The organism is Acinetobacter sp. YH12231 (assembly GCF_013417755.1).
In the GTDB taxonomy this organism is placed as follows: domain Bacteria; phylum Pseudomonadota; class Gammaproteobacteria; order Pseudomonadales; family Moraxellaceae; genus Acinetobacter; species Acinetobacter amyesii.
On sequence record NZ_VPDJ01000014.1, the window covers coordinates 1 to 16,326 of the forward strand.

The following is a 16,326-nucleotide window of genomic DNA, read 5'->3' on the forward strand; positions in this document are numbered from 1 at the left end:
GCCGAGTCGTAAAGCTCAGAAAGCTGTTATTGAACAAAGATATTTAAATCCTGTTCTTGACTCTTGCAGTTAAAAACAGGACATTTTAAATGGTTTATCGCATAGACATTTTAATTGGTGAATAGCATCCGAATTTGATATTACACAGTTAATTTTTTAAGTTATTAAAAATTAAAGCCTAGACTACTTTATTTCGTATAACAGTCATTTGAAAATAAGAGTTTCAATCATTAGACTAAAAGTTAAATTAGAAAAATGACCCTCTACTCACCTAAGTCTTTAATCAATGTGTAGTAAGAGTCCGATAAATCACAGTTTATTTTTTGCATTAATGCAGAAAAATAATCATCCGAATCATCAGCTTCAAAATAAACAGCTTTATATTTCTTAAGTAATGTTCTCAATTCATTTTGGAAGAAAAACAGATAGTCTTCCATATGATCTTCATCAATCCCTCCCAAATATGCAACTTCAATTGAATTTTCATCTGAACCACCAATAAGAAAGTAAGCACATAGTTGAGAACAATGATTTAAAAGAATTGTTGACTCCATTACATTTATATTTTTTAAATTTTCGAACAATAGGTCAGGTGAAAATTCCTGAGCTAAAGCATTAACACCTTCATGAAATCGCTTGTAGTTTTTATGGAACAACTTCTTTAATTCTTGCCATTCAACTTTCGACATCTGATTTAATTTTTTAGTTTTTATTGTTTTTATATCTGTATAGATTTCAGTTATTTCGGTTAATTCAATCAAGTAAGTTGTTCTAGCAATATAAAAACGATGTGACTCAAACTGTTCACATAAAGAATTATTCCTAGAATTGAGTATGAGTTGTAACCCTCTCGTTTTAGATTTTTTCTCTAAATTATTGATCAATTTTATCAATAGATTAGCCTCTAAATCATTTGGCACCTCATGAAATAAAATATAATCACGATGAGGATGGACATGATTAGAATAAAGCATTCCCAGTGCAATAATCGTATCATCTCTTTTCGCAACGACATGATAAAAACCTATCTTTGGTAAATGATGCTCAATTAAATATTGCTGTAAATGCATATTCATTTTTGAATCAAAATGCTGAGAATCTAAAATTTTAATATTCATAATTATTTACCGATTTATTTAAAAAAAATTAATTACTCAGCCCTCAAAAATATTCATAAAATATACTTCTTACCAAATTTTTAATGTTTTTAATTAATATCAATACTTTAACCTAAACCATATAAATTTAAAGCATACTGGAACGACTGCTATTGATACGAACACTCCATAAATATGTTTATTTTCAAAATAATTTAGCAAAGACATTATTTTACAGCACGAAACAAGAACGCCTGCATATCAAAAGGCTCGTCCCTAAGCCCTCATAGTATTAAACTTTCTTCGCTTGCATCACTCTAAACAGCACATACAGCAGTAAAATCCATACGGGCTGCATCAGCACCGACAGCATAAAGCCCTGATTCCACATGATGTATAAAATCATCAGCATGAACACCAAAACAAAATAGTTGGCGAACGGTGCAAATAAAGCAGGAAACTTGGTCAGTATGCCCTGTTGCTGCATCGCTTTTCTAAACTTCAAATGAATCAAGCTGATCAGCATCCAATTCAGCACCGCAGCGCTCACCACAATATAAATCAAATAACTCAATGCTTTTTCGGGCAAGAAATAATTCAGCAGCACACAGCCAAAAATCAGCAAAGCAGAAAATAAAACTGCAGCAATCGGCGTACCGTATTTATTCACATGTTTAAAGGCTTTTGGCGCATTGCCCTGTTCTGCCAAACCGAGCAGCATGCGGCTATTGGCATACATGCCGCTATTACAGACCGAAACGGATGCAGTCAAAATAATAAAGTTCAGCAAATGTGCCGCCCAATCAATCCCCATCTGATTAAAAATCATCACAAAAGGACTATGATCCAAACCTCCAAGTTTCAACTGGTTCCACGGCACTAACGACAGCAATACCGCCAAAGAACAGATATAAAATAAGAACACGCGGATTACGGTCTGATTCACCGCTTTCGGGATATTTTGATCAGGATTTTCAGTTTCTGCCGCCGCCATGCTGATTAATTCAATGCCGCCAAAAGCAAACATCATAAAGGCTAGCATGTAGAACAAGCCTTCAAAACCGTGCGGGAAGAAGCCGCCATGTACCCATAAATTACTAATCGAAGCGGTAGAGTCTGCGCCTGCTGTAAGTAGCAGATATATACCAAAAATAATCATGGCAACAATCGCCACAACTTTAATCATCGACAGCCAAAATTCAGATTCTGCATACAGTTTGACATTGGCTAAATTGGCTAGCGTAATCACAGCAAAAAACACCAAAACTGAAACCCAAGCAGGCACATGCGGCCACCAGTAATTGACATATTTGCCTATCGCGGTCAGCTCGGTCATCACTACTAAAATATACAGAATCCAGTAGTTCCAGCCCGTTAAAAAGCCCGCAAACTTGCCCCAATACTTAAAAGCAAAATGACTGAATGAACCTGTGACTGGCTCTTGTACAATCATCTCGCCCAACTGGCGCATAATCAGAAAAGCAATCAAACCACCAATCAAATAGCCCAGAATTATCGATGGTCCAGCCGACTCAATAATATGCGCAGAGCCTAAAAATAGCCCTGTCCCGATTGCGCCACCCATTGCAATCAGCTGAATATGACGGTTCTTTAATCGGCGCTGCAATTGAGGCATTTCGCTGCTCACAACACGTTCTCATCTTATAAAAAAGTGGATTGTAGCCTGTGCAGCTCTTTGCAGCCAAATATTCGCAAATCATTTCTGTATGAATCATTATGGAATACAGTGCGTGAGCTGCATCAATCTATAGCACATAGTCAACTTGATAGGATGGACAATATAGGCCATATGGTTCTATTAGAACAGCCAGAAAATTTAGCTGCCAGCATACTTAAGTGGCTGAATATATTGTCCCTTTAAATATAAACAGCCCTCAATAGAGAGCTGCTTTTTAGCATTCACTTCACTTGATGGATGATTGATAGTGAATACAGTACGTCTAAACCTATTCTAACCATTCATACTGCACCACCATGTAAATCGTTATTTACGCTGTGGAACTTCAGCCCACCGTGCATAACTCTTCGTGCTTTTCAGCACAGTGTCCGCTTGTTTTGCAGCGACGCCACTATAGTCCTGAGAGAAACTATCTGAATTTTCATCAAAACTCGCACCATCAAATAATGGGAAAGTACCGGCTTTTTTCTGAATCACCACATCATCAATCATCCAACCGCGGAAACCGTTATAAAGTTGATCGACTGTTCTGAATTGGAATTTCAGCTGAACATTGGCCTTGCCTGCATATTCATCTAATGAAATTGCTTCTTGCTGAACAGCAGCCGGTGCGAGGTTAAAGCCTAAATTACTGTATGGAATCGGCGCGCGCTCATATGCCGAGGATGGATCTGCCAGCGGGTTTAATCGAGCCAAAGTCTTGAAGCTGTTACCGCCGTCGGTAGAAACTAAAATATTCATCAAATCGAATCCCTGATTATTTGGATTGACCGACTCAATTTCCCACCATGTTTTAAAGCTTAAACTCAAAGGCGCCTGATACTGGCTTAGATTAATGGAAGGTGAAATCAATTCACCCCTATTGTCATACTGCGAGGTGCCGCCATCAAACTCTGGAGCCGTAGATGAATCACTTAAAGCACCAATAAAGTTGCCATTTACTTTGTCACCATACCAATATGCCGTATTACCTTGCAGTGGCTCAGGCACCTTGCCTTGGCTCTGATCATTCGGCGCTAAGCGCACACGCTGATTTACTTGATTATTACGAATGTTGTGACCTTTGTTTAGCAACTGCCAATCGACATTAGCCACACTTGGCTGCGACCTTGTCCATGCATTGCGAGTAGCAGAATCCGCTTCAAAAGTTTCACGCCATACCGCATCTACAGATGCTGTTTCAGGCAGCACTTCAAATTGATAGCCCGATGCAGAAGAAGCAATGACCATAACTTTTTTCGTAATAGTGTTAATTCCTGCACCGTTAATGGTGAGCGTGGCATTTTTCAATGCTTCAAGCAGATCATTGCTCACATTAAATGAAAGCGTGAAATATCCATTGGCATCAGTCAAAGCACTAACAAATGCGCCATTGGTCGCTGTACCGCCAGACAATGACACTTGCGCATTCGCCAAAGGTTTCCCTTTAAAAATCACTTGACCAGACAATGTTCCGACCACTGCATCATTGACTGGTGCATCACTTAGTGTCTGACAGTCTTGATCTAAGCAGTTGAGAACCACATTCAACACAATGCTCTTATTGGTATTTTTAGGATGGATCAAGAATGCCGAAACTGTAGACTGTCCATTTTTAGTGACCAAAACATAATATGTGCCTGCAGCCAATTTAGGCAGTTTAACGATGCCTTGAGCATTGGCAAGATAACTTTGACCTTTAAAATGAGTTGCTGTCGGTAAACTATTGATCGGTGGAAAGAACTGCTCAGAATCATCCGCTATAATTGTATTCGTTGCTATTTTCAGACTGCCTGCTTGTACTTTTTGCCATTCTTCATCAGTTAAAATCTGAATCGATGCAGCATTTAAAGCAAGATTATTCACATCTAATAAAGTCAGCTCTTCTACGCTTTTTTGAACCATAGCATCGGCAACTGCCTCTGGCGGTACACTCCCTGTCTCGTCACGATCACTACCGCCACATGCCGTTAAACCCAAGACACCCGTGACCATTATTATTTTTACAAAAGCGCTATTTTTCATCTGTTCTGCCCTCTAATTTTCCATTTTTAAAATTGTTATCTCTACATTGAACTCTGCCAGCCCAAACATACTGGTCAATATTCAAGCAAAATAATACCTAATTTCCACTAAATGCGCAAATTTCACATTTTATGTTTTTATTGCTTTGTTTTTCTTGTTTTTAAAATTAATTTAGCTAGGTATGTACAAAAAAACAGGCCAAAGCCTGTCTTTTAGAATTTACAATCTATGTTTTAATCTTCTGGATATTCAAAACGGTAGCCAACGCCATACACGGCTTGAATCCATTCATGACGGTTGCCAGTTTCCGCTGCATCTGAAATCTTACGACGTAAATTTTTAATATGACTATCAATCACACGGTCAGCCACTTCAAAACTGTCTGGGTTAATATGATCAAGCAATTGCGCACGTGAATACACCTGCCCTACATGCTCTAAAAACAACTCAAGTAAACGAAACTCTGTTGGCGTTAAGCTCAACGCTTTTTGTTGATACCAAATACGTTGCTGTGCTTTGTCCATACGGAATAAATCATTCACCTCTGGCTCTGCTTTACGTTCTAAACGACGTAATACCGCTTGCACACGTGCCACCAATTCTTTCGGACTAAACGGTTTGCAGACATAATCGTCAGCACCCATATTGAGCCCCAATACACGGTCAATTTCTTCAGTGCGTGCAGTCACCATAATAATTGGCAGATCAGACTGCTCACGGACTTTACGGCAAATGGTTAAGCCATCCATACGTGGCACCATTAGGTCCAAAATCATTAGACTCGGCTTACGCTGCGTGAAGCTCTCATAGGCTTCTTGACCATCATGAAACATGCTGACTTCAAAGCCTGCAGCCTCTAGATAATCACGCACTAGCTGTGCAAGTTCCACTTCATCTTCAACCAACATGATATGTTTCATGCATGCTTCCTTTTAATATTTCATCTGTTTGGGAAATGTCAATTTGCAACGCAAACCGCCCAATGGAGAATGATCAAAACTCAATTCTCCGCCCAATGCTCTAGCTATTTTTACGGATAACGCCAATCCTAATCCTGTACCACCAGTTGCACGCGTACGTGAATCATCCACACGATAGAAACGCTCACCTAAACGTGCCAACTGTTCATCAGTTAAACCAAATGGGCTGTCATCAACATACACGGTCCACTGGGTTTCATCTTGCTCAGTATGAACATGCACTTCACCACCAGCTTCCGTATAACGAATACTGTTACCCAATAAGTTGACCATAATCTGTTTAAAACGGTCTATATCTAATTGTAATGAAGTGCCATCGCCCGTTGCGGTAATTTTCAAATCGGCTTGTTCAAACTTCGGTTTAAAGCTTTCAACCTCCTGCACAATGACATCCCACGGATTAATCGTAGTGAGATAACAATTTAATTGCTGTGCATCAGCTTGCGCCAAATCAGCCAAATCTTTGGTCAATTTTTTCAGACTACTGACTTGATTCAACATCGAAGTAAAATGCTCTGGCGTTGGCTTACGAATACCGTCCTGCATCGCCTCAATTTGAGCCTGTAACACGGCCAATGGCGTTTTCAATTCATGTGAAGTATCAGCCACCCATTGACGACGTGACGTTTCATGCTGATCGAGAATTACGGCCAACTGATTCAATTCATTCGATAAATCACCAAGCTCATCATTACGGTTCACCGCGACTTGATGTTGATAATTGCCCTTGGTTAACTCACGTGTTCCCATTAACAAACGCTGAATCGGTTTTTTAAAGTATGTTGCCAATAACAATGCTGCAATCAAACTTGCAATAAACGTAAGCACATAAACCAATAATAAATAACGTTTTTGCTTACTAAAGAAGTTAATACTGATTGCATCATCTTGCTCGAGGACAGGTTTGAGTCCTAGATACCCCACGATTTGATTATTCACCATAATCGGACGATAAGAAATCTGTTCATCTGTCGGTTCACCCACGACAAATTGGCGCTGTGCATCATATAAAGATAAACGCGAACTCAAGCCCAAGCGGTCAGGCATTTGGATAAACTGTTTTTTACCACCATTATTGGTGTTGTTTTGAGAGGATTGACCCGCATCTTTATCTTTTTCATCCGCGTTTGCTTCTTTGGGGCGGAACACATTTTGATTCGCACTTAAAGGAAATTTTAAACCTTCAAAGGGTTGGAACTCAGATGGTAAGTTTTGTTCCAGCCATTTCAGCTCTTCAATTTTTTGCTCTGCCGTATGCTGTGGTGTTGCCAGCATCGATGCTGCATTTAAACTATGATCTTGGAAATAGCGCTGCTGCAATGCAATGTCATATTGACGACGTAGCCACCACCGAGAGAGACGATCATAGTCATCTGGCGCTGCCTGCCCTTCAATTTGCAGAATCTGTGCCTGAATCGCATTGCCCCAATCATGATAGACCGTATACACATCGGCTAAATTTTCAATGACATGGTCAAGCTTTTGCATCTCGACATCGGCCACATATTTGGTGAAATTACGCTGCATATTCCAATGCAAAACGCCAAGACTTACCGTTGTGATGACGAGCGTCGTCAACAGCACAGTCAGAAACAAGCGTAGGGCAATCGGGATACGACGTATTTTCAAAAGAGAACTCTCATTTTTCTTCTATATTCATTATTGTAGCGAACACGCAACTAAAAAACTCTCCATTGTTTCTACATCTTTATTATTTAATCTTTAACCATCGGAAAAATATCTAATCTGGTGGGGTAAAGACTATGAAACAAATGACCAAAATGGCTTTAATCGGTGCAAGCGTACTGAGCATGGGTGCATTAACTGCCTGTCAATCGACAACCGCACCAAAAGATAACGATCATGGCCGTATAATGAAACAACATCATGGTGATCACGATCGTCGTATGTCACCTGAGCAACGTGAACATTTTAAACAAATGCGTGCCGAGCAACGTCAAGTGTTTGCTGATATGCAAAAAGCCTGCGATGGTAAGGCTACAGGTTCAACAGTTCAAGTAAAAGCTGGCGATAAAAATATTGATGGTACATGTACCATGGTGTTCAAAGCAGACCGTCAAGACATGAAAAAAGCACGTGGTGAACACAAACCAATGCGCGGTGAACATCATCCAATGCGTGGCGACATGCGTGGTCAGATGCAACGCGGTGAGCCACTGACTGATGCAAAACGTGCAGAACTGACTAAACAATTTGATCAACGTTTAGCAGAACGCCAAACGAAGCAACAAGCGATTATGAAAGCATGCCAAGGTAAGACTGATGGTAGCGCGGTTGCCATTAAAGTTGGCGAACAGCAAATCAATGGTAAATGTGAAGTTCGCTTCCAACCTAAAGCTCCTGTTGCCCCGACGCCAGCCCCAGTGAAATAATCCAAACTTAGATCGCAATATCATTGCGTAAAAAAAGGCACTCCCAGGAGTGCCTTTTTTATTGGACATATCTTTTTACGCTTTTTGACTATTTGTGTCATTCATTTTCAGCCAAAAGTGTTTACACTCAATGCACTTAGCATTTTCAAGGGATATTTCTTTGACTTTACAGTCACCAACAAATCGCCCTGAAATGCTTGTACCCAATAAGAAGATGTTGCACGATTAGAACCATTCCAATACGTGTCATTGAAGACACGTTCAAATGTTTATTTAGGATTACTAACGCTGGTAGAAACCAGTATTGAGGAAAACGATATGCCACAATACAAAGCGCCCTTACGTGATATGCAATTTGTTCTGCATGAACTTTTAAAAGCAGAAGATCACTATGCACAACTGCCTGCATTTTCAGACACCGTAAGCCGTGAGTTGGTTGACCAATATCTAGAAGCTGCTGCTGACTTCTGTGAAAATGAACTTTCTCCTCTTAACCAAGTCGGCGACCGTGAAGGTTGTACTTGGAATGATGGCGTTGTAACAACACCAACTGGTTTTAAAGAAGCGTATCAAAAATATATCGAACTCGGTTTCCCATCTTTATCTGCTGAAGAACAATACGGCGGTCAAGGCTTACCGGTTTCTTTAGGCAACATCATTTCAGAAATGGTGGGTACTTCGAACTGGGCATGGGGTATGTACCCTGGTCTATCTCATGGCGCTGTCCGTACATTAGAACATCACGGTTCTCAAGAGCAAAAAGACACTTACCTTCCTAAACTTGTTTCAGGTGAATGGACTGGTACGATGTGCTTAACAGAATCTCATGCAGGTTCTGACTTAGGTATTATCCGCTCTAAAGCTGAACCACAAGCAGACGGTAGCTATGCAATTTCTGGCGAGAAAATCTTTATCTCTGCTGGTGAACACGACATGGCTGAAAACATCATCCATATCGTACTTGCTCGTCTTCCAGGTGCACCAAAAGGCACGAAAGGTATTTCATTATTCATCGTACCTAAATTCAATGTAAATGCTGATGGCTCAATTGGTGAGCGCAATGCGGTACGTTGTGGTTCGATTGAACACAAAATGGGTATCCATGGTAACGCGACTTGTGTCATCAACTTTGATAACGCAAAAGGCTTCTTGATTGGCCCTGAAAACCGCGGTCTAAACTGCATGTTCACATTCATGAACACTGCACGTATCGGTACTGCTGTACAAGGTCTTTCAGCTTCTGAAGGCGCTTTCCAAGGTGCACTTGCTTACGCAAAAGACCGTTTGGCAATGCGTTCACTTTCAGGCCCTAAAGCACCTGAAAAAGAAGCAGATCCAATTATCGTTCACCCTGCAGTACGCAACATGCTGCTTACGCAAAAATCATTTGCTGAAGCTGGTCGTGCTCTGGTTTACTTATTGTCTTTCCATGCCGATATCGTGGAACAAGGTGCAACGGAAGAAGAACGTAAGTTCTCTGACAACATTTTGTCTCTACTAACTCCAATTGCTAAAGCATTCTTGACTGAAACAGGTTCTGAATCTGCAAAACACGGTGTTCAAGTATTTGGTGGCCACGGCTTCATTTCTGAACATGGTATGGAACAAATTGTACGTGATACACGTATTTCATGCTTGTACGAAGGTACGACTGAAATTCAAGCAATTGACTTGTTAGGCCGTAAAGTATTGGGTACTCAAGGTTCAATGTTGAAAGACTTCACCAAGATCATCCATAAATTTGTTGAAGCTAACAAAGACAACGCTGCCATGAAAGAATTTGTTGAGCCGCTTGCTGCGCTAAACAAAGAATGGGGCGACTTAACCATGCAGATTGGTATGAAAGCAATGCAAAACCCTGAAGAAGTAGGTGCTGCTGCAGTCGATTACCTCTACTTCTCTGGTTATGTAACGCTTGCTTATTTATGGGCTCGCATGGCCTTAGTTGCACAAGAAACTTTAGCTGCAGGAACAACAGATGTTGATTTCTACAATGCAAAAGTAACGACTGCTCGCTTCTACTTCAAGAAAATCTTACCGCGCGTTCGCTCTCATGTAGAAGTGATCGCAGGTGGCCTAGATCCTCTTATGGCATTGGATGCAGAACACTTTGCATTCTAATGTGAATATCTAAAACATATTCAAAAAATTGTACTCTTGAGTGCAGAAATAGAGAAAGGACGGTCATAGCATTGGCAGTCCTTTTTCTTTATAAATAGTCTCATAATTTTACTTTGGTCAATTTTCTCCACGCTTTATGTCGATACAAATTGCCCCAAGTCCACAGATTCAAACAATAAACAGGTGAACGAACATGCCAATTTATAATGCGCCGCTTGCAGATATGAAATTCATCTTAAATGATGTTTTTAAAGCAGAACAATTCTGGCAAAACAACGAAAATCTTGCTCACCTTGATGCTGCTACTGCAGAAGCCATTCTTGAAGAAATGGCAAAATTTGCGCAAAACGTCACTCATCCTTTAAACCGCACAGGTGATGAAGAAGGCGCAACCTATAGCAATGGCAATGTCACGACTCCTGCTGGTTTCAAAGAAGCATTTAAACAATATGCAGAAGGCGGTTGGATTGGTCTAGGCGCAGATGAAGAATGGGGCGGTCAAGGCATGCCAAAAATGCTGACTGTTCTGTCTGACGAAATGCTGTTTGCAACCAACCCATCATTCATGCTCTACCCGCTTCTTTCTGTAGGTGCAGGCATGGCATTAAACAGCTATGCATCACAAGAGCAAAAAGAAACTTATTTACCAAAAATGTATACAGGCGAATGGTCAGGCACCATGTGCTTAACTGAACCGCATGCAGGTACAGATTTAGGTATTATCAAAACTAAAGCCGAACGTAATGAAGACGGTACTTATAACATTACAGGTACGAAGATTTTCATCACTGGCGGTGACCACGACCTTTCTGAAAATATCATCCACTTAGTTTTAGCGAAAACGCCTGATGCGCCTGCGGGCTCACGCGGAATTTCACTATTCATCGTACCTAAATTCTTGGTGAATGCAGATGGTTCATTGGGAGAGCGTAATGCTGTAGGCCCTGGTTCTATTGAACATAAAATGGGGATCAAAGCGTCTGCAACATGTGTAATGAACTTTGATGGCGCGAAAGGCTACCTGGTTGGTAAAGAAAATGAAGGCCTTGCAGCGATGTTCGTCATGATGAATTACGAACGTCTGTCTATGGGTATTCAAGGCCTAGGTGCTTCTGAATTTGCTTATCAAAATGCAGCGCAATATGCGACTGATCGTTTACAAGGCCGTAGCGCTTCTGGCGTTCAATCGCCTGCAAAACCTGCAGACAGCATCTTAGTTCATGGTGATGTACGTCGTATGTTGCTGAACGCACGTGCCAACAATGAAGCGTCTCGTGCATTTGCGGTTTATGTTGGTCAACAACTGGACATTACCAAGTTCTCTACTGACCCAGAAGCAGTCAAAGCAGCCAATAACCGTGTTGCGCTGTTAACACCTATTGCGAAAGCGTATTTAACAGATACAGCTTTCCAAGCAACACTCGATGCTCAAATGGTCTTCGGTGGTCATGGCTTTATTCGTGAATGGGGTATGGAACAATGTATCCGTGACCTGCGTATTGCACAGATTTACGAAGGGACCAACGGTGTTCAGTCTCAAGACTTAATTGGTCGTAAAACCATTAAGTGCAATGGTGAATTCATTGCTGAATATATTCAAGAAATCCGTGATTTTGCCAATAACTTAGATGCCAGCTTGAACTACATCAAAGATGCCACTTTAGATGCAGCAGCTGAAGTTGAAGCGGTGACTCAATATGTACTTGAAGCTGCTCGTGAAAACATTGAGTTCCCGAACTCAGCAGCAGTTGATTACCTACATGCTGTAGGCCTACTCAGCTTTGCCTATATGTTTGCCCGCATTGCAGATGCAGCAAAAGACAAAGATGGCGAGTTCTACCAAAACAAACTTGCACTGACTCTTTACTTCACGCAGCGTATTTTACCTGAATTGGCATTACGCATTGCTAAAGTAAAAGCAGGTTCTGAAGTGATCATGAACTTCTCTGAAGATTACTTTACCAACCAAGCTTAATTAAATACACAAAATCAAAAATGCCCGATTTATCGGGCATTTTTTTATTCATTGTAGTGATAATATTTCCTGACTGACCTAGCCATTTCAGAATTCGCATTTTCCAAAGCTTTTGCCACATTCATCGCATCTACAGCACTTCGGTTTTGACTGACTTTAAATTTCCCGATCATCGACTGGATATCGACTTCAATCGCCACAATTTTCTCTAACTGTTCAGCAATAAAATCATTAGGCGCATCGCCCATTTTCCACGGCACGGGTTGGCTAGCTTCATGTTGTCGAGTCAACCGAGCCAGAACCCCTCGTAAATATTTTTCATCGTCAACTTTACGAATTGTGCCTTTGACATGCACCACACGGTAATTCCATGTCGGTACAACGCGATGATGCTCCTGTTTTCCTTCATACCAGCTAGGCGAAATATATGCATCATCGGCATGAAAAATCACATAGGCGTGCGCTGACTGATTTAGCAATTCAAACATTGGATTGGTCTTGGCAATATGACCGCGCAATATACCCAATTCGCCTGACTCAGTGTCATATTCTAGTGGTAAATGATTCACTTCCAACTCACCATTGGGTGCCGTCAGTATTACTGTCGCCAAAGCATGCTTACGCATAAGATCAATCAGATCAAGGAGTTCATTCTGTTTAAAATGCGTTGGTTGATACATCGTCGCTTCATTCTTATAGGACAAAATTTAAGCTCAAACTTAACATTAAAGACTTTATTTAACCTAAAAAATATTTTTGTCATATGCGCTTCATGTGCATGAAATTTGCTTGGTATTTAATGACTTGTTCTTGATTGAATATTCACGCAATTTACACAGGAGGAAGATATATGAAACACCGTGATCCTAAAGTAGAAAAAATTGAAGCCCTCCTCGACCGACTTGGCAATCTTGCTGTAGAAGGTTTTCATTATCTTGCGCTGTTTGTCATCGGCTGTATGATTTTATGGTCTGCGGGTCATACCATTTTTGAAATTATTACAGTTAAGCAATTCGCCACGATTGACGATATTTTATTATTGTTTATTTACCTCGAACTCGGTGCCATGGTTGGTATTTATTTTAAAACCAACCACATGCCTGTTCGCTTCCTGATTTATATTGCTATTACTGCCCTGACCCGTTTACTGATTTCGGACATTCAACATGACCATAAAGCGGATATGGGCTTGGTCATTACTACAGGTTCGATCCTCATCCTTGCTGTGGCCATTTTGATTGTGCGCTATGCCTCTTGGACATATCCTTCGGTTATTCGAGATAAGCATTCCGAGAAGCCACTGCCTGAAGGAAAAACCCCACGTCCGCAAGATGATGAGTTAGCTTAGTCTTATTAAAGCCCCTCTTTTTTAAGGAGGGGTTTGGGGAGATTAAATTACCGATTCGGCACTAATACATAGCGACCATTTTCAAAGATCCAATACATGCCACTTGGGGGTGCTGGTAAACCAATCCGTTTCCAATCGCTGATAAAGGTATAGGTCGAACTGGAAATACTGGCACTCGCAGGATCGCCATTGACCCAACTATAGCTTTGTGAATTTTGAGTAATCGTGGTCGGTGCCTTGTATTGAATGCTAATGCCACTCTGAGGATACTGCGGATAAGGTCGATTTGGATATTGCGGATAAACCGGCGGACGACTTGGATACTGAGGATAATGTTGAGGATAATTCGGCGCATGCTGCGGATAGCCAGGCCGATTCATCGACGGTGGACGGTGTTGTGGTTTTGATGTATCTACACCTTGGTAATTTGCCCATTTGTTTTCCGCAAAAGTACTGGCTGAAGCACTGATCAGCATCACACCTGCAATCGCATAGAATAATGTGGTTTTCACTTAAGCTCTCCTCGACGGTTTATACGCTCAGTATAAATTCCATTGTAGGAGAAAAAATGGATAAAAATCCATCAAGTGCAAGAATTTGTTAATTTTCCGACCAAGCTGATCGCACCTTCAGGCTAGCCTGTTTTTCATTGGATTATGCTAAGATTGATTTTATTTCGTAGTGGATCAAATGCTGTGTCTGAATTAAGTTTTGACCGACTTCATCAATTTTTTTCTAAAGTTCCAAGTATTCAAGAACAACTGATTGACTCGTACGGAACCGATGGTAAAACTGCTTGGTGGTTTAAATTTCAAATTAATGTAGATCACCCTTTAGCATGGCAAACTGTTCAAGAATTGGGCCATGTATTGAACTATATTTCTAAAAATGAACGCTTACCGACTCAATTTTTACCGGTTTCTCCGCCACCATATATGAATGGCGAAGCAAGACAATTCTTGTCTTGGGTGATTCAATGTAACCATGCCGATTTTCCACCAGATGTCATCTGTGACTGGTTAGAAGCTCGTTTGCCACAACCGGTAGATGATGCAGATAAATGGAAAATCAAAACCGATATTAAAGAATTGGATCAAATGACGGATAAAGATTTAGATCAAATCGTTCCGCCGAATCCTGTACCGAAGAATTAAAACTGATTTAGTTCCTCCTAACCTCCCTTTAAAAAAGGGAGGAAAGCCCCTCTTTAAAAAAGAGGGATTTGGGAGATTAAGACAATTCTAAAAAGTAGATATTCCGCTCCATTCCATAAAGCGATACAACACATATTTCAAGGTCGATTCATCCGCATATTTACTATAATCGACACTCATTTGTTTACCATCCAGATTTGACCAAGCCGTATTAAAGTACTGCGATGCATCTTTAAAAACTTGCGCATTTTTCAGACCAATCACGCGTAAATCCGTTTCTAAATTATAGTTTTTTAAGTTACGCGCGGTGAAATTTGCCGAACCTAAAATCATATCGGCTTGATAAGCAGTTCGTTTTAAAATCATCTTGCTATGGCACTGCTCACCTTGGGTATTACACCAACGTACATCAATACCCGCATCATGTAATTCGGATGCTACAGGTCGATTTGGAATGCCATTTTTAGTCCGCCCAAAAGCATCCTTATTCGGATCGAGTAATACACGCACTTTCACGCCACGTTCATGCGCAGCAATGAGTGCCTTGGTAATTTTACGTTCTGACAAGTAGAACATAGCAATATCAATTTCAGTTCCAGCTTTCTTCGCACTATCAATTAAGTCGAGTGTGGCATCATAAATGGCTTTTTCAGTCAGCACTTGAACCTGTGGCTGAGTTTTCGCGGCTTCAACATCTTTAATCACTACAAATGGAATATTAGCTTTAGACATCATGCCTACGGCTTGCTCGGTTTTTAATAGGTCAATTGCAGTCATTTCCTTCACAGTCAGAGCAACATTAGAATGTCGTGAGCTACCATCATGTGGATTCATAGAGGTGACTAAACCTTTCCAGCCATCGATGGTATCTACCACCAAAGTTTTTCGGTGATTCGCTTTAAAGTTAAACAGATCCATATAGCTGCGAATCGTCACTTTTTCCGTACCTAATGGATTCGGTAACCAGCCTTGTTCAGGATTATTGCCAATATCTTGACAGCAGATATACCAAAAGCCTGACCATGCAGGATTGGATGCACGAAGCGGTACCAAATTGGTTTCGATTAACTCAATTCCACCTTGACGCAATTGACGATAATGTTCAGGTTGAATGCCGCCATATACCGAATTGACCGGGTCAGTAATCACAAAAATTTCCACTTGAGGAGATAGACGACGCTTCAAAATCAGTGCATCGGTCAGTTCCTGTGTTAATGGTTCATGTTTTAATTGAGAGTCGCCAACTTGAGGATTAAAGAGAAACATATCCAACACAATGGTCGACTGCGCTTCTTCGATCATTTTCAGCATTTCTTTAAAAATGCGATGTTCCTGTTGCTGCTTTCCTTGCGCATCGATATAGGTTTCATCTACTAAAAAGTTCACTTCAGCATGGCGAAGTTTTCCCGTGTAGTTCAGCCCTTCAGGGAGTGGTTTTAGCGTGTGATAGGTTGCCGATGCCAAATAACCTAAAACCAATAAACCAATGACCACACCCACATAGCGACGACGTGACCAATTAAGCTTGTGATGTATTCGTTGAATGATGCGCATA

The 16,326-nt window shown here is 40.8% G+C and carries 13 protein-coding genes; 5 read left to right on the forward strand and 8 right to left on the reverse strand.

All coding sequences use genetic code 11. From position 1 onward, the window contains the following. Positions 1-263: 263 nt before the first annotated feature. The 5 genes from FTV11_RS09855 to baeS form a co-directional block, all read right to left on the reverse strand. Positions 264-1,118, reverse strand: a complete 855-nt coding sequence (locus FTV11_RS09855) for a hypothetical protein (RefSeq protein WP_180073924.1) — start codon at positions 1,116-1,118, stop codon at positions 264-266. Positions 1,119-1,389: 271 nt separating this feature from the next. After that, the gene (locus tag FTV11_RS09860) at positions 1,390-2,745 is read right to left on the reverse strand and encodes an amino acid permease (RefSeq protein WP_180073925.1); all 1,356 of its coding nucleotides are present in this window, start codon (positions 2,743-2,745) and stop codon (positions 1,390-1,392) included. A 357-nt stretch (positions 2,746-3,102) separates the two neighbouring features. Continuing rightward, positions 3,103-4,800 carry a carboxypeptidase regulatory-like domain-containing protein gene (locus FTV11_RS09865; protein ID WP_180022416.1) on the reverse strand — a complete coding sequence of 566 codons (1,698 nt, stop codon included), beginning with the start codon at positions 4,798-4,800 and terminating at the stop codon, positions 3,103-3,105. Between the two features lie 233 nt (positions 4,801-5,033). Further along, positions 5,034-5,720 (reverse strand): response regulator, encoded by a 687-nt coding sequence (locus FTV11_RS09870; RefSeq protein WP_111885370.1) that lies wholly within the window; start codon positions 5,718-5,720, stop codon positions 5,034-5,036. A gap of 12 nt (positions 5,721-5,732) precedes the next feature. Continuing rightward, on the reverse strand, positions 5,733-7,409 hold the full coding sequence (gene baeS, locus FTV11_RS09875; protein WP_180073926.1) for a sensor histidine kinase efflux regulator BaeS: 1,677 nt from the start codon (positions 7,407-7,409) through the stop codon (positions 5,733-5,735). Positions 7,410-7,543: 134 nt separating this feature from the next. On the opposite strand from baeS, the gene FTV11_RS09880 reads away from it, so the two are divergent. The 3 genes from FTV11_RS09880 to FTV11_RS09890 all read left to right on the forward strand — a co-directional run bounded on the left by FTV11_RS09880 (position 7,544) and on the right by FTV11_RS09890 (position 12,269). After that, positions 7,544-8,173 carry a hypothetical protein gene (locus tag FTV11_RS09880; RefSeq protein ID WP_180073927.1) on the forward strand — a complete coding sequence of 210 codons (630 nt, stop codon included), beginning with the start codon at positions 7,544-7,546 and terminating at the stop codon, positions 8,171-8,173. Positions 8,174-8,491: 318 nt separating this feature from the next. Beyond that, positions 8,492-10,294: an acyl-CoA dehydrogenase C-terminal domain-containing protein gene (locus FTV11_RS09885; protein ID WP_180026735.1), complete on the forward strand. Its 1,803-nt coding sequence runs from the start codon at positions 8,492-8,494 to the stop codon at positions 10,292-10,294. Between the two features lie 193 nt (positions 10,295-10,487). Next, positions 10,488-12,269, forward strand: a complete 1,782-nt coding sequence (locus tag FTV11_RS09890) for an acyl-CoA dehydrogenase C-terminal domain-containing protein (RefSeq protein WP_180026736.1) — start codon at positions 10,488-10,490, stop codon at positions 12,267-12,269. Positions 12,270-12,313: 44 nt separating this feature from the next. Here the strand turns inward: FTV11_RS09890 and FTV11_RS09895 are convergent, their stop codons facing one another. Then, complete coding sequence (locus tag FTV11_RS09895; protein ID WP_180022436.1) at positions 12,314-12,949, reverse strand: FMN-binding negative transcriptional regulator; 636 nt, start codon at positions 12,947-12,949, stop codon at positions 12,314-12,316. Positions 12,950-13,119: 170 nt separating this feature from the next. Here FTV11_RS09895 and FTV11_RS09900 point away from each other — a divergent pair, with 170 nt between their 5' ends. Further along, positions 13,120-13,617, forward strand: coding sequence for a phosphate-starvation-inducible protein PsiE (locus FTV11_RS09900; protein WP_180026737.1), 498 nt, complete (start codon positions 13,120-13,122; stop codon positions 13,615-13,617). A 47-nt stretch (positions 13,618-13,664) separates the two neighbouring features. Here FTV11_RS09900 and FTV11_RS09905 read toward each other — a convergent pair whose 3' ends face one another. After that, on the reverse strand, positions 13,665-14,129 hold the full coding sequence (locus FTV11_RS09905; protein ID WP_373685127.1) for an RcnB family protein: 465 nt from the start codon (positions 14,127-14,129) through the stop codon (positions 13,665-13,667). Positions 14,130-14,312: 183 nt separating this feature from the next. On the opposite strand from FTV11_RS09905, the gene FTV11_RS09910 reads away from it, so the two are divergent. Continuing rightward, entirely contained in the window at positions 14,313-14,771 is a 459-nt protein-coding gene (locus FTV11_RS09910; RefSeq protein WP_180005494.1) for a hypothetical protein, read from the forward strand. An 87-nt stretch (positions 14,772-14,858) separates the two neighbouring features. On the opposite strand, the gene FTV11_RS09915 is transcribed toward FTV11_RS09910, so the two are convergent. Beyond that, positions 14,859-16,325, reverse strand: coding sequence for a phospholipase D family protein (locus FTV11_RS09915; RefSeq protein WP_180026738.1), 1,467 nt, complete (start codon positions 16,323-16,325; stop codon positions 14,859-14,861). Position 16,326 lies beyond the last annotated feature (1 nt).

Excerpts from the sequence above, each read along its gene's own strand:
- FTV11_RS09855 (WP_180073924.1), bottom strand. The coding sequence starts at position 1,118 with ATGAATATTAAAATTTTAGATTCTCAGCATTTTGATTCAAAAATGAAT.
- FTV11_RS09865 (WP_180022416.1), bottom strand. The coding sequence starts at position 4,800 with ATGAAAAATAGCGCTTTTGTAAAAATAATAATGGTCACGGGTGTCTTG.
- FTV11_RS09870 (WP_111885370.1), bottom strand. The coding sequence starts at position 5,720 with ATGAAACATATCATGTTGGTTGAAGATGAAGTGGAACTTGCACAGCTA.
- FTV11_RS09880 (WP_180073927.1), top strand. The coding sequence starts at position 7,544 with ATGAAACAAATGACCAAAATGGCTTTAATCGGTGCAAGCGTACTGAGC.
- FTV11_RS09885 (WP_180026735.1), top strand. The coding sequence starts at position 8,492 with ATGCCACAATACAAAGCGCCCTTACGTGATATGCAATTTGTTCTGCAT.
- FTV11_RS09890 (WP_180026736.1), top strand. The coding sequence starts at position 10,488 with ATGCCAATTTATAATGCGCCGCTTGCAGATATGAAATTCATCTTAAAT.
- FTV11_RS09895 (WP_180022436.1), bottom strand. The coding sequence starts at position 12,949 with ATGTATCAACCAACGCATTTTAAACAGAATGAACTCCTTGATCTGATT.
- FTV11_RS09900 (WP_180026737.1), top strand. The coding sequence starts at position 13,120 with ATGAAACACCGTGATCCTAAAGTAGAAAAAATTGAAGCCCTCCTCGAC.
- FTV11_RS09915 (WP_180026738.1), bottom strand. The coding sequence starts at position 16,325 with ATGCGCATCATTCAACGAATACATCACAAGCTTAATTGGTCACGTCGT.